Below are 13,410 nucleotides of genomic sequence, written 5' to 3'. Positions count from 1 at the left end.
CAGCAGGTATTGAGCTTGCGTTTTGGTCTAGAAGATGGACGAGCACTTTCACTGAAAAATATAGGCGAGCGGCTTAACTTTAGTCGCGAACGGGTGCGGCAAATTCAACAAGAAGCCTTAGCCAAACTCCGTAAATGCAAAGCCGAGCTAGATAAATAACTGCAATACTTATGCTGTTGTGTTAGCTTTATATAGCTGACAACATAAGTAACTACTGATATGACTTCAGACACATCAATAGGTATGTCTGTAACTCAAATTTATAGATAATGCTAAGCACATACTCTCCAGTCCTTAACATAAACCCAAGGTCTGAATGACTCAGAATCAACTAAATAGAAAATCACTAAAAGCACTTTAACTAATAGGTGTTTTTGCTCTTAGTGATATTTGATAGCTGTATAGTTTAGAGGATATTTCTGTCAGTAAAACTAACCGTTAGAGCCTATTGCAATAGATCTCGATCTACCAGCAGCATAGTGTCTATTTGCAAAGTCGAGAGCTACTGAGTCTGTAAATGTATAGATTGCAGCTCCTGCTGGACCTTCAGCATATGCGTCAGCAGAGCTGGAAGCATAAGAGTGTTTTATAGACATGCCTCCTGTCACACTAGCTTCATTTTCTTCATTGACGATCTCCAAACCCTTTATGTCAGGAACAATCATGCAATAACTCCTTAAGTGCCTTGATTCTTCTTACAGTTACAACGGTTAAGCGTTTAAACTCAACCTTCAAAAGAGAGTAACAAAGTTTTATTGCTATAAAATGTAGTCTTTATATTTTTTTAAAATTACTAAAAAACTCTATTTTTATAAAGGCAAAAAGCAAATATACAGTATTATTTTTTGTTGCTTGCTAAAAAAAATTCATCTTAATTTCATCCTTCTATGATACTCATTAAATACTCAATTTTTTTGAAATTTTTAAGAAATTTCATCCTAATTTCATACTTTTGTGCTGTCTGGTAAGCACTAAAACTTAACAATAACTATTTGCATTAACAGCAATTACTATCTAAAGTATTTTCTCATTAGGTGTACTGCGGGCGTACTGCGGCTGCAACTGTTCAAGCAACTTCTACTATCCGAAAGCAGAGCTTGGGGGCAGGTCTAAGACTGTGCCGAGCAGATGAATCTCATGCAGCACTTTTATAGTGTGAATGCTAGCTACGGCTAAATAGTTTTCTGGTGGAGTTCTTGTTTCGAGTTATTCACTGAGAAGACTACTGAGAGCAGTTCGCAATTCATTGCTACTTTTGATACTGGTTTGAAGTACCTGCTAACAGAAAATATCCAATTAGATGCGGGGAGCGATATTGTTGGCTCAACTGAAGCTGCTGATGACATTCAACCCTTTGTAAACCAAACGACGCGCTTTTAATGTGAATTGGCAAGAAAGCGCGATTGCAAAGTAATTTTAACTCTGGGTGACATTTCATCTGAATTTCATCTTACTCTGTCAATCTAGTTAGCAAGAGATTCATTTTGAGTGAATTTGAAAGCTAGGCGACAGAGTTAATTTTTGAGAATCTTAAATGAAGACAACACTAATTTATGCTACAGCATTAGCATTAGCTACCGTAGCTTTTACTTCTACTAGCTATGCAAGTACAAAAATAAATAGCAATAACAAATCCAATATTGAGAATGAGCTGCAATCTCCAGCTAATCGCTGGCAGCTTGTCAAACACGCTTTCAAACTAAACGTCCCCAAAAATCTTAGTGGACTTTCCCAGCTAATTATTGACACTCCATCTACTGTAGCTGTGAGTAATGACATAGATGTTTTGGCTCAAAACGGTCAGAAAGTTAATATTAATGTTTCTGTTAACGACAAAAAAATTATTATAGATTTTCCCGAAAAAAATATTTCTAACACCAAGCTTATAGTTGAACTCAATAAGGTTAAGCAACTATCTCATGGTCCTGATTCCGTTTATAACCTTTGGGCTAAAGTTGTCGGCAGTAATACAGAAATTCCTATAGGTGTAGTTCAGTTTCGGGCATTTTAATTTCTAGATTTTGACTGCAACCGCAGAATTTTCAGCTCAATGCCATGAAGATTATTTAGAGTTGCTAATAGGTTTACTCTCAGAAAGATTACTAACAGCGCGTTGCAGCGTTGCTAGAGCGCGATTGTAATTCAAAATTGCATTCAGCCGATTCACCTGCGCTCGTGTCAAGTCGTTTTCAGCACTAATCACGTCTAGTTGAGTACCAACTCCTCCCTGAAAGCGCACGCGAGCAGTCTCTAAACCTAATTGAGCTTGTTGCAAAGCGGCAGTGGCAGTTTGAATACTGCGAGCATTTGCTTGAAGATTTTTATATGCTTGCTCGACTTGAAAACGAATTTGGTTGCGAGTTTGAGCAAAGCGAGTTTCAGCAATCGCCCGATTACTTGACTCCTGTGCCGCACCGAATCTAGCAGCTCCGCCACTAAAGAAATTCCAGCGCAGTCTGGCTCCTGCTGCATATCCATCTTGTAAATCAAATTCGTCGCTTAAGTCATCCAATACTTGATAGTTGGCAAACAAACTAATTTGCGGTCTTGCCTCAGCCAAGGCGACTCGACGCTGCTGCTCGGCAATTCTACGTTGTGCCAACTGCTGTTGTAGCTCTACTCTATTTTTATACGCCAGCACGATACTTTCTTCTAGCGATAGTTTCCATTCCCCTGCTTGCCGCACTGGATCGGCAGCACTTACATCTACTGTCTCACTCAAACTCAGCAATTCCACTAATTGGCGACGGGCAATATCTTGCTGGCTTTGAGCGTCGATAAGTTCCTGTTCTGCATTGCCAAGCTGCACCCTAGCTCTAACAATATCAAATTGAGCTACTAACCCACCTTCTTCTAACGCAATGGCATCCTGCAAGCTTCTTTGGGCATTATTGACCGCAGCCTGGGAAATCCGCACCTGTTCGTCTGCTTCTTGCAAATCATAGTAAGTATTTGACACATCTAGACGAGTTTGTTCGTTCAGGCGCTCTACATCCAACCGATCGAAGCGCACCTGCTCCTGGGCAGCCCCGATTCTACCAGATCGCCTACCAGAGGTGAAAATGTCATAACCAACTTCTAAAGTTCCGCCCAAAGGAGTTTCAGGGGAAGACTCTTTACCGTCGTCGAGATCGTCCAGTTTATTGCTAGCACTTTGTTGGCGGGAAAACTCTGCTTCGCCGCTTAAAGTAGGTAATTGAGCTGCCCGCGCTTGTTTTAGGGCAGCTTGACTGCGCTGCAAGGTTTGTCTTGCTACCTGAAGTTCTCGATTGTTCCTTTGTGCCAGCGCGATCGCCTGTTGCAAAGTAATTGGTTGTGCTTGCTGCAATCGGACCTGTTCTGGACGGGTAGGGAGATCGAGCGGATTGGGGCTGGGATTCAGCGAGTCCGGCATTGAGGGAGCGGTTAGGGATACAGGCTTAGTTTGGGCGCTTGTTGATTGAATCTGGCTAAGAAAGACAACAGTACTAACACCCGTTACAGTCATAAGACAAACCATCTGCGTAAATTTTCTACTAGCTTGAAGCTTCTCTCTGATGGGCAACGGAATCATTGTGAAATGCACTTCGATTTTCAAGTTTAGAGGTGACTGGAAAGCACTAAGTCTCAAGTATTTCACACAGATATGAAATCTGGATGAAATTTACCCATCGTCTAATTAATTCTTCAAATTTGTAGATATTTGTGACATAGTATTGAGTCTCGATCGATCGCCCAGCTTTTTTAAATATCGTTTTCAGTCCATAAACTTGCGTTATTTCCAACTTAAATTTTCTTCAGCCATAATTCTGCATATTACTAAATAAATAATTTTCTTTAACAATCAAAAATTTCATCCTGATTTCATAGTCATTGGTTTACCTTAGCATTAGGTTTACACAGCCGAAATGAATCTAAGTATGAATTAATTTAGCCGCTCCTTAGTAAGAGTAGAGTCGAAATGATTAAAACACTAATTTACGCTGCGGCGTTTAGTTTGACAGCCGCAGCGATAGTTCCATCTGTCTATGCAATTCCTGCAACAGATGCGATGAAAGTCCCTCATATTGTTAGCTCCGTCCAATTTCCTCAATCTAAAGCATCAATCGTCAGGCACACTTTTCGATTGCAAATTCCCCCAAATAGCAAATCTCTTTCCCAACTAACGATTGACGTACCTACTGGTTTAAAGGTAAAGAATAAGATCGATGTTTCCGATCGGTCAGGTCGTCAAATTGACACTAATACCTCTGTTGATGGTAATAAAATCACGTTGGCGTTTCCCACACCCATCCCTCCTGGAGACGAACTCAAAATCGCCATAAGAGATGTAAAAATTTCAGGAATTACCAATGCTTGGTTGTACAGAGTTTACGCTAGGCTTGATGGGATTGATACAGATATCCCTATCGGCTTTGCTCGCTTTCGTGTTTATATACGGTAATAGTTGATATTTCACTTCAATTTCATTTGAACCTGTCAAGATAGTAAATACAAGCTCAATCGAGAAATTTTCTTTCATACATAAGGATGTCAAGGGTATGGCTGGCACTTGAGTAACTACTCATTTACAAGTGAAGCGATTCAATAACTTGAACTTGTTCGCAAAAAAATATCTCAGTCTAATCACTTGAAAAAATTAAAGGATTGGTTAGATAAGATTTTTGAGCTGTCTAACTGAAGATTAGTAGTGCAATCGATTTACGTTTTTGATTTGGAGGATTTACCATGAAAACATTTTTGCTCGGTACTGCATTCATCCTAACGCTCGCATCTTTTGGTTCTGCTGCTTATGCAAACCCCAACAATTCCGGCAGCAAAGAAGGCTGTCAAGCGACACCGATCTCAGAACCTTCTGGCGGAGCTAGTAGACAACGACTGGCAAACGAACAAAAGTGCCATGCAGGTGTTGTAGGAGATCGGCAGTCTGAGGGATCTAACGCAAAAGGTTGTAAAGTTCCTATAGCAAGACCATCTGGAGGAGCTACTAGAGAGAGACTTGCAGCTTTGCAGAAGTGCTATTCAGGTGTTCGATAATCGGGGCAACAGTTTAGACAACACGTAGCTGGAGCCACAAATTGCACTGTCGAGGTTGGAATTAAACTTATACAGTACTAGTTTTCCCCTTCACAAAGCTTGAATTGAGGCTCTATCTACTTACTACTTAAGGATAAAAGTAGCTCTGTCTAGAAGCTTACTCAATGCTTAGAAAAAGCTAACTTTTTTGTCAGTACTAGCAAAATGCAAGTACTTGCATCGAGTTGGTGTCATTTCAAATAGCGAAGCAAAATCAATCCAGGAGTCTGTGCTATGAAATTTACAATACTTGGTGGTCTGTCAGTTTTACTGTTTTCTATTGCAAATGTACCTATATTAGGAGTTGAGACAGCAGCAGCGGCAGATCGAGAAAACAGTACTGCTGTTAGATATCAACTGCGTCCCTTTAATCTAGTTTATTTGGCTTATCAAGGTTACTTCCGAGACCAAGGTATTCCTGGCTACAGTGCGTTCCTTGCAGCTTACGAATCGGGGAGAGTCAGTGCTGAAGAACTCGTGCAAAGTGCAGTTAAAAAGAACAAACTTTCCCCTGAAACTGCAAGCGATCGAGGTTACCTCAGAGCTGTAAAATCCTATATAGAAAGTTTGAGAAAAGATTAACAATTGTACTGTCCTTGCTCGTTTCTTTATGAACGGGCAAGGACAAATCTTAGAACCAACTTCTAAAACTTGAAGGTCGTTCGTATAGTGCCAACATAAATGTTGCTGTTGTCATTGTTATGTTCTGGATTGAAAATTACGATTGCGCCAGGAGTGACCTCAATATTATCTGTAATCGGAAAGCGGTAGAGCGCCTCTAGGTGATAAGAATTATCGCGATCGCGACGACCGCCAAAATCATTACTAGCTGCTCTGGGTGGCATACCAAAGATCAGACCGAGTACGCTGCCTTCTTTACCCAAATCTTGTACGGCTAAGGTTGCCGCCCAGTTCCAAATTTCAGCAGACTGAGAAGGGCTATTTTCATTCAAAGCGACAGTGTAACCGCCCCAACCCGAAATTGTGATTCTTTCACCTAGCTTGAGGCTAGCTTGGGCAGCATAGTGATTGGCTGAAGTTGCAGCACTATCGAAGGGATTGTTAGCAAAGTTACTGCCAATACCTCCCGAAACGCTAATACTGTTGCTCGTAGTAACGCTATCTGTTGCCGCATTATCGTAGCTATGAGCGTAGGTCAGTCCTAAATTTAAGGCATCAGAGGGACGAAAAGCTAGTTGAGCGATCGCCGCATAATCCCCGTTGAAAAGTCCAAAACTGTTACCAGGGTTGTTAGAATTCGGTGCTTTATAGCCCAGAGATAGACCGATACGACCTTTAGGGTTAATGTTGACAGTTAAAGCAGAACCCGCAGTCCCCTGCTGGCGATAGATCGGGTTAAAGCGCCCAAAGTTAGAGATGGCTCCATTACCGCTGCTTTCAAATACGGGGTTGAAAGTGTAAATATTGTCAAAGAAGTCAGAGTTGGCAAAGTCAACTTTGACATCAGCAATGTCACCCACGGGGAACTTGTACCAAAAGTCATCGAGGACAACATCATTGCTATCACTGCCATCGAACGATAGGCGTGTCATAGCAGTACCCGTGTCACCTGAAGCGCCAGGAGTTCCAGTTCTCGTAAACGGGGTGATGTTACGAGCTTGCAGCCGAGTTCTCAACTGATCTTTTCCAGTAAAACTGGTGTTGAAATTAAGCCGAACGCGGTCAGCCAAGATAGTATTGATGTCCAAATCTCCTCTAGAACCGTCTGCTTCACCGCTACGAACAGCTCGCTCGTCACCAAAGACATCGGCTACAGCAGCAACTACTTCTCCAGTTAGAGTGGTGGTAGTAGAAAACTGATTGGCTTCTAATTCAGCTGTCTGAGCTTCTAAAGCATCAACTCGTCCGCGTAGCGTAGCAAGTTCGGCAGAGAATTCCTCTTGCAACCGTTGTAAAGTTGCTAGGTCTTCTTTCGTAACTGCATCAGCAGTAGCAGTAGCAATCAGTTCGTTAACTCTATCCAAGCAAGCATTTAAACCAGCAGCAAATTCATATCGAGTCAAAGCGCGGTTACCGCGATAAGTGCCATCAGGATAACCAGCAATACAGCCATAGCGCTCGACTAAGGATTGCAACGCTTGAAACGCCCAATCAGTAGGTTGAACGTCGGATAGCTGAGAAACAGAGGTAACTTGTGCTAGAGCGTCTGTGGTTTGTCTGTTTTGGCTGATTCCATCAATGCTGGTTTCATCTAGCTGTGGAGTAACTGGTTGTAATGTTGAATTAGATTGGCTTAGTTGTGCAATTTTTTGCTCTGAGGGATTTATAATTAACTCCGATACAGGAGCTTCAGCAGCTTGAGTGCGGACTGTCAAGAATAACGCAGTACCTACAAGCGTAACCGGACACAATCCCAAAGCAATCCACAAGAACTTTGTCATAGTTTTCGCTCACACCTATGTTGTTGAGTTGACAGAAATGCCCAACTTATTCAGCAAATAGCGTCATGTTTGTCGCTACTACCTGCTTATTATTTCAGACGGAGATGAAATTCGGATGAAATCCTTTTTAGAACTGAGTACTATGTTGAAGCGAGAAGAAAGCTACAGTTCTATTTCGCACCTTACTACTAGCAAAGCTTTTAGAAGATATTATAAAAATCTTACTCTAAGATAGAAAATTAATTTTTTTAAACCACGTATAAAACTGTTAGCAGAGAAACAGAAATACTTGCATTGCTAGATTATGCAAATTTTCCTTTTGTCGCTTTATATTCTAGTGTATTTGTATCCTAGTGTGACTGTTATAGTAGCCAAATTAAGTTAGTGGTACAGAATTCTACTTTTGTAACGAAACCGATTGAAAAGCTGTTAAAAAGTTCAAGCCATGCAAATAGAAGTAAGTAGAACACTGAAAATTATTAACTGTAAGGCTTTAACTCTCAACTGAAAATGCTATCAAAAGTAAATTTTTAATGGCTAATTCGTAAAAGCGAATGCTTTGTTATTTAACTACTAAATCGATTTTGCTCAGAAAGAGTTGATATTTCATCCTGATTTCATCTATGTCTGTCAATCTATTCTTAGTAGATAATTTAACTGACGGTTAAGCAGAGGAAAGACCTACGCACAATAGCGTAAGGATGAATTTTATGAGAATATTACTAGTTGAGGATGAACCAGACTTAGGAGCTGCAATCAAGCGAACCTTAGACCAAGAAAAGTACGTGGTTGACTTAGTTCTAAATGGTACTGAAGCTTGGGAATATTTAGAAAACCAGCACGCGCACTATAGCATGGCTATCTTGGACTGGTCGTTACCTGGAATGTCAGGTATAGAGCTGTGCAAGCGGTTAAGGAGTCAAAACAGCCCGTTACCAGTGTTAATACTGACAGCTAGAGATAGTATCGAAGATAGAGTGACTGGTTTGGATGCAGGAGCAGATGACTATCTAGTGAAACCGTTTAGCATGGCGGAACTACTAGCAAGGGTGAGGGCGCTCCAACGGCGATCGCCTCAGATTCAACCCCAAAAACTCCAAGCAGGCAATTTTATTTTGGATTACGCAAACCGATGTGTTTATCTGGTCGAACAAAGTGGAGAGCGGCAGTTAGTGCCACTAACGAAAAAGGAATTTCAGCTATTAGAGTATTTTATGACACATCCGAACCGGATTGTTAGCAGCGAGCAAATTCGCAATCAGCTTTGGGAAGTGAATGCGGATACGACTAGTAATGTAGTAGCTGCTCAAATTCGCTTGCTCAGACGACAACTTGCAGTCATAGGCAGCGCTTATGCAATCGAAACAGTTCCTGGCAGGGGCTATCGCCTCAATATTCCCGATGCAGCAAAATAAACTTTTTACTCGGACTCGCTGGCAATTAGTCGCCTGGTATGCAGCCGTGATGGGCTTCACTTTAGGTCTACTTGGTTTTGGAGTGTATCAAGCAATTATTCACGCTCACTGGCGCACTCTAGACCGAGAACTAGAGATTGTGGCTGGAACGCTACATGATTCTATCGAAAAAACTTTGATACAACCTGGGCGCTTGGAACAGACAACCAAGCAACTCTTGCCACAAATGCCGCAATTGGAAAAACGTCACATTCTTGGAGCCATTCACCGAGACGACTACTACATCAGGTTCTTAGACCGTTCTGGGCAGGCGATCGCTCTATTCGGTTCGCAACCAAATGAGTTGCCGCTTACCCCTGGAGAGGCGGCGTGGCAAACTCTTGTCGATGCTAGAGGAAATCGATATCACCAAATATCTTTATCATTACACACTCAAGACAACCGCCCTTGGGGATATATGCAGATGGGGCGAAGTCTTAAGGATGTTGACGATTACCTAGCTAATGTGAAATTAGTTTTGCTAGTGGGATTACCAATCGCTATGGCAATGGTGGCAGTTTCCAGCTGGTGGCTAGCAGGGTTAGCAATGCGACCAATTTACAGATCGTACAGACAAGTTCAACAGTTTACAGCGGATGCGGCTCACGAATTGAGAACGCCTTTAGCCGCACTAGCAGCAACTGTCGAATCAGCTCTGCGATCGCCCGACCTGTCTAAAGCAGAAGCATACGATATTTTACAAACTTTAAACCGCCAGAATCAACGGCTAACAACGTTAGTTGCCGATCTACTTTTACTATCTCGCATGGAGCGGCGACCGTTACCAGCGCGACATCAGCTTTGTTGCTTAAACGATATTATCAGCGATTTAGTAGAAGAATTAACATCCTTAGCTCTTGACGCAGGAGTAACGTTGACATCTGACATCCGCATAAAAGCTTTGTTGCGCGTCTTTGGGGATGAAGAGCAACTGTATCGTCTATTTACAAATTTGATGGTTAATGCCATTCAATACACGCCGTCAGGCGGTCGCGTGGTTGTAATTCTAGATCGTAGCGGTCACTCCGCGCTGATTCGAGTTCGAGATACAGGCATTGGCATTGCACCTGAGCAACAACAACGAATTTTCGATCGCTTTTATCGCGTTAGTAGCGATCGCTCTAGAGCATCGGGTGGATCGGGGTTGGGGTTAGCGATCGCGATGGCGATCGTTCAAGCGCATGATGGTAGTTTAGAGGTGCAGAGCGAATTCGGTAAAGGCAGCACTTTCATCGTTCGATTACCCTTGGAAACTACACCATCTCCAGATACTAGAGTGATTGAAGGATAGTCCTAGTTAAAAAATTTGAATTATTTAGTTGGCAGACTATACTGTGATTTCATCATAATTTCATTGGGTAGAAGTTAAGGTCGTGGCAGTGTTTTGAGAGTGAGGAGTCACGATCGACGTGAAAAAAGCATATTTACTGTCATGCAGCACTAGTCTACTTGTAGCGATCGCCTATTGCCTACCATCTGTTGCTGGAACTGAGTTTTCCCCCTACACCCTATCTTCCAAATCTTCTGACAACCTAATAGCTCAGGAAGCTTCGATTACCTCAGTCTCCCAGCTATCCGACGTACAGCCTAATGACTGGTCATTTCAAGCATTGCAGTCATTAGTAGAACGATACGGCTGCATTGCAGGTTATCCCGACAGTACCTATCGTGGCAATCGGGCATTGACCAGATATGAATTTGCTGCTGGGTTGAATGCATGCCTGGAACGAGTCAACGAGCTGATCTCTACTGCAACGACCGACCTAGTTACCAAAGAAGATTTAACCACTCTGCAAAGGCTCCAAGCTGATTTTGCGACTGAACTTAGTACCCTACGAGGTCGGGTAGATGTACTGGAAGCAGCTACAGCCCAACTGGAAGCGAATCAGTTTTCTACTACGACTAAACTCAACGGGCAAGTCATTTTTGCTCTGAGTGGAGCTGTTGGGAAAGACAAAGCCGTTCCTTCTGGCGTGTCAGCAGGTTCGGCTGGCAAGGTGGATGAAAATTTCACCCTCAGCAATCGGGTACTGTTAGATTTCGAGACCAGTTTTACTGGAAAAGATACGCTGACTGTCTCGCTTTATGCCAACAACTTTCCCGATTTTAGAGACGCAACGGGTACTAACATGGGACGACTCGTTTACGAGCGAGATACCGTTGGCTCTAACGAAAATGACTTAGGAGTGTTTTATCTTGCCTACGAATTTCCTATAGGCGATCGCTTGACGGTTCTTGTCGAACCCTACGGTGGTGTGTTAGGCGATTTTGTCGATCTCATCAATCCCTATTTTGGAGACGTAAAGGATGGTGCTATTTCTGCGTTTGGCTACCGCAGTCCCATCTACTCGCAAGTTGGGTATGGTTCGGGGGCAGGTCTAACCTATGAATTCAGCGATGCAGTTAACCTATCCTTAGCTTACTTAGCAAGTGAAGCCGAAAACCCCACATCTGGGTTGACTGGTGGTCCCTTTGTAGCATTAGCCCAGCTGACTCTAAAGCCTACTAAAACTATCGATCTGGGTCTGACCTACGTGCGTTCCTACAATGGTCTTGATGCAGGCGATGCAGGAGTTGGGAGTACGTACTCCAACGACCCATTCGATGGAGAAAGCTACACGTCAGATTCTTATGGCTTAGCGGTGAATTTCCAAATCAACCCTAAGTTAGCATTGGGCGGTTGGGCTGGCTACACGCGAGCTGAAGCTGTCTCAGGAGTCAACGATGGAGCTAATGCTTCTATCTTTTACTATGCAGTGACCCTGGCTTTTCCAGATCTCTTCCGAGAAGGTAACTTGGGTGGTATTGTGGTTGGCTTACCACCGAAAGTGACTAGTAACGATATTAATGACCGTGAAGACAGAGATTCCTCTTTGCACCTAGAAGCTTTCTATCGCTTTCAAGTTACCAAAAATATTGGCATTACTCCAGGAGTGCTGGTCATTACCAATCCCGAACACAATAAAGATAACGACACCATTTATGTAGGAACAATTAGAACTACGTTTTCTTTCTAAACCCGATCTGAGAGTTTTGTTGCAAAAGAGAATATTCAGTGTTTGAAGAACGACTGAGGTTCGACCGATCCTTCTCCCCTCAGTTGAATCATGCTAAGCTACACCTGTTAAGGTGTTATTTTTGCACTGGATAAAAAGCTAGACACCCGGTCATCTCGGTTCAAAAATAAGCGATCGCTTCAATTTTTGAATCGAGAAAAATGAACTGGACTCGTTTCTAATTAAGCCACCAGTTAAAATCACGCTAATTTGTATTAGTACATACGCTTACCTTAACAGGGGTGGTCATGTTAGGCATAAATATAATAGTCACAAGACTTACACAGAGAAGATTTTTCAACCCCTAAAAAAGAGGACTTCTAAAGTTTATAGCAATTGAAATGGGGTAAGATCCAAAACCATTTCACTCCTTACATAATGCTTTAGCTGCTTATCTTGAAGAACGATAAGGGATAAGCGCTCGTCTTGCTCCTCGCATTATCCCTTAGCCGAGTCTAATGGTTGTAGAGCGTGAAATTTCGGTCGAGCCAAAGCACATGAAATACAGCCCGATCGCGATATCCAACCATCGGAGCCTTGGCGCAGAACCGGAAAGCGATGAAATTCACATCATCAGTAACATGCTTCGGAACAGCAGCCTTCAACGAATCTCTGGCGATCTTCTCATAACCTAAACCATGCCGTCCAGAAGAGTTTATTTCACTCCATGTCAACTGACTAAGCTTGAAAATTGTATCAGCGAAAGCCGACTTCTCATCTTTTGTACACTTAGATAAACAGTAGTCTTTACTTAAAAACCGTAGACAGAAGATAGGGGGTTCTTGCTCAGGATTAGTATCGCTGGCTTTTCTAGCACTAATCGATTTTCCCTTCTCCTGACGATTATTGGCATTAAATCGAGGCGACATTACACCGTGACTGAATGGTTGAGCTGAGTTTTGAAGTATTCTTTCATAGCGCTTTGGGTAATCTCACCACCTGGCACAGAAACATCCTTCCAAGGAGCTTCTTCATGTGTCATATTTCTCAACTTCCATGCAGAAAACTGTCCGAAAACACAATAAACTTCATCTAAAAGACTACGAGTTTTCTCATCATAGATGGAAAAGTCTATGTCATCAGGACACGGAATACCATTAGCTCCAATTTCTTTATAATCACGGTACAGCTCAGGTACAACGGGACCATGCGTCCATGCTTCAATCCGTTCGGAAAATAACGGCTCATCATACAAAGCTAAATGGAAGCCTTGGGCATAGTAAACCAGTTTCTGAAGCTTGAGGTTAGAGATTAAATCGCCAGCATCTTCATCCTCTTGAGCTAGAAAGTATTTCGCTATGTCGCGGCAGGTGAGCATAGTTTTCTCCATCTTTATTGACTACATTATCCGTGTAGTCAGAAAAATTGGCTGCAATTACAGTTTTTTCCTGTCTTGCAACTACTTATCAAGTTAGTTTATATGTACTAGTAACTATCAATACA

Annotated in this window: 13 protein-coding genes; 8 read left to right on the top strand and 5 right to left on the bottom strand. The window is 42.4% G+C overall.

The features are described 5' to 3' along the window. On the top strand, positions 1 to 159 hold a 159-nt coding region (locus H6G17_RS09255), incomplete at its 5' end, for a sigma factor-like helix-turn-helix DNA-binding protein (RefSeq protein ID WP_347276419.1). A gap of 272 nt (positions 160 to 431) precedes the next feature. On the opposite strand, the gene H6G17_RS09250 is transcribed toward H6G17_RS09255, so the two are convergent. Continuing rightward, positions 432 to 665 (bottom strand): hypothetical protein, encoded by a 234-nt coding sequence (locus H6G17_RS09250; protein ID WP_106216488.1) that lies wholly within the window; start codon positions 663 to 665, stop codon positions 432 to 434. 869 nt (positions 666 to 1,534) lie between these two features. Here H6G17_RS09250 and H6G17_RS09245 point away from each other — a divergent pair. Beyond that, positions 1,535 to 2,011: a hypothetical protein gene (locus H6G17_RS09245; protein ID WP_192156389.1), complete on the top strand. Its 477-nt coding sequence runs from the start codon at positions 1,535 to 1,537 to the stop codon at positions 2,009 to 2,011. Between the two features lie 51 nt (positions 2,012 to 2,062). Here the strand turns inward: H6G17_RS09245 and H6G17_RS09240 are convergent, their stop codons facing one another. After that, positions 2,063 to 3,487, bottom strand: a complete 1,425-nt coding sequence (locus tag H6G17_RS09240) for a TolC family protein (RefSeq protein ID WP_242038304.1) — start codon at positions 3,485 to 3,487, stop codon at positions 2,063 to 2,065. 453 nt (positions 3,488 to 3,940) lie between these two features. Between H6G17_RS09240 and H6G17_RS09235 the strand changes: the two genes are divergently transcribed. From H6G17_RS09235 to H6G17_RS09225, 3 genes are all read left to right on the top strand, one after another. Further along, complete coding sequence (locus H6G17_RS09235; protein ID WP_106216491.1) at positions 3,941 to 4,423, top strand: DUF2808 domain-containing protein; 483 nt, start codon at positions 3,941 to 3,943, stop codon at positions 4,421 to 4,423. Between the two features lie 284 nt (positions 4,424 to 4,707). Next, positions 4,708 to 5,016, top strand: a complete 309-nt coding sequence (locus tag H6G17_RS09230) for a hypothetical protein (RefSeq protein ID WP_106216492.1) — start codon at positions 4,708 to 4,710, stop codon at positions 5,014 to 5,016. A 273-nt stretch (positions 5,017 to 5,289) separates the two neighbouring features. Then, positions 5,290 to 5,637, top strand: coding sequence for a hypothetical protein (locus H6G17_RS09225; protein WP_106216493.1), 348 nt, complete (start codon positions 5,290 to 5,292; stop codon positions 5,635 to 5,637). 62 nt (positions 5,638 to 5,699) lie between these two features. Here H6G17_RS09225 and H6G17_RS09220 read toward each other — a convergent pair whose 3' ends face one another. Beyond that, the gene (locus H6G17_RS09220) at positions 5,700 to 7,457 is read right to left on the bottom strand and encodes an iron uptake porin (RefSeq protein ID WP_192156387.1); all 1,758 of its coding nucleotides are present in this window, start codon (positions 7,455 to 7,457) and stop codon (positions 5,700 to 5,702) included. A 710-nt stretch (positions 7,458 to 8,167) separates the two neighbouring features. Between H6G17_RS09220 and rppA the strand changes: the two genes are divergently transcribed. The 3 genes from rppA (at position 8,168) to H6G17_RS09205 (ending at position 11,928) form a co-directional block, all read left to right on the top strand. Then, positions 8,168 to 8,872, top strand: a complete 705-nt coding sequence (gene rppA / locus H6G17_RS09215; RefSeq protein WP_192156379.1) for a two-component system response regulator RppA — start codon at positions 8,168 to 8,170, stop codon at positions 8,870 to 8,872. Continuing rightward, on the top strand, positions 8,859 to 10,202 hold the full coding sequence (gene rppB, locus H6G17_RS09210; RefSeq protein ID WP_192156403.1) for a two-component system sensor histidine kinase RppB: 1,344 nt from the start codon (positions 8,859 to 8,861) through the stop codon (positions 10,200 to 10,202). Before rppA ends, rppB begins: the two co-directional genes overlap by 14 nt. A gap of 118 nt (positions 10,203 to 10,320) precedes the next feature. Continuing rightward, on the top strand, positions 10,321 to 11,928 hold the full coding sequence (locus H6G17_RS09205) for an iron uptake porin (RefSeq protein WP_192156377.1): 1,608 nt from the start codon (positions 10,321 to 10,323) through the stop codon (positions 11,926 to 11,928). A 494-nt stretch (positions 11,929 to 12,422) separates the two neighbouring features. Here H6G17_RS09205 and H6G17_RS09200 read toward each other — a convergent pair whose 3' ends face one another. Then, entirely contained in the window at positions 12,423 to 12,836 is a 414-nt protein-coding gene (locus H6G17_RS09200; RefSeq protein ID WP_192156375.1) for a hypothetical protein, read from the bottom strand. Beyond that, entirely contained in the window at positions 12,836 to 13,285 is a 450-nt protein-coding gene (locus H6G17_RS09195) for a type II toxin-antitoxin system antitoxin SocA domain-containing protein (protein WP_192156373.1), read from the bottom strand. Before H6G17_RS09195 ends, H6G17_RS09200 begins: the two co-directional genes overlap by 1 nt. Positions 13,286 to 13,410 lie beyond the last annotated feature (125 nt).

Source organism: Chroococcidiopsis sp. [FACHB-1243] (genome assembly GCF_014696895.1).
GTDB lineage: Bacteria > Cyanobacteriota > Cyanobacteriia > Cyanobacteriales > Chroococcidiopsidaceae > Chroococcidiopsis.
Note: the sequence above shows the minus strand (reverse complement) of the source record. Positions and strands in the feature narration are given on the sequence as shown.

Bases quoted from the DNA above. Each gene is read 5' to 3' on its own strand.
- H6G17_RS09235 (WP_106216491.1), top strand. From the start codon at position 3,941: ATGATTAAAACACTAATTTACGCTGCGGCGTTTAGTTTGACAGCCGCA.
- H6G17_RS09225 (WP_106216493.1), top strand. From the start codon at position 5,290: ATGAAATTTACAATACTTGGTGGTCTGTCAGTTTTACTGTTTTCTATT.
- H6G17_RS09200 (WP_192156375.1), bottom strand. From the start codon at position 12,836: ATGTCGCCTCGATTTAATGCCAATAATCGTCAGGAGAAGGGAAAATCG.
- rppB (WP_192156403.1), top strand. From the start codon at position 8,859: ATGCAGCAAAATAAACTTTTTACTCGGACTCGCTGGCAATTAGTCGCC.
- H6G17_RS09230 (WP_106216492.1), top strand. From the start codon at position 4,708: ATGAAAACATTTTTGCTCGGTACTGCATTCATCCTAACGCTCGCATCT.
- H6G17_RS09250 (WP_106216488.1), bottom strand. From the start codon at position 665: ATGATTGTTCCTGACATAAAGGGTTTGGAGATCGTCAATGAAGAAAAT.
- H6G17_RS09240 (WP_242038304.1), bottom strand. From the start codon at position 3,487: ATGACTGTAACGGGTGTTAGTACTGTTGTCTTTCTTAGCCAGATTCAA.
- rppA (WP_192156379.1), top strand. From the start codon at position 8,168: ATGAGAATATTACTAGTTGAGGATGAACCAGACTTAGGAGCTGCAATC.
- H6G17_RS09245 (WP_192156389.1), top strand. From the start codon at position 1,535: ATGAAGACAACACTAATTTATGCTACAGCATTAGCATTAGCTACCGTA.
- H6G17_RS09195 (WP_192156373.1), bottom strand. From the start codon at position 13,285: ATGCTCACCTGCCGCGACATAGCGAAATACTTTCTAGCTCAAGAGGAT.
- H6G17_RS09220 (WP_192156387.1), bottom strand. From the start codon at position 7,457: ATGACAAAGTTCTTGTGGATTGCTTTGGGATTGTGTCCGGTTACGCTT.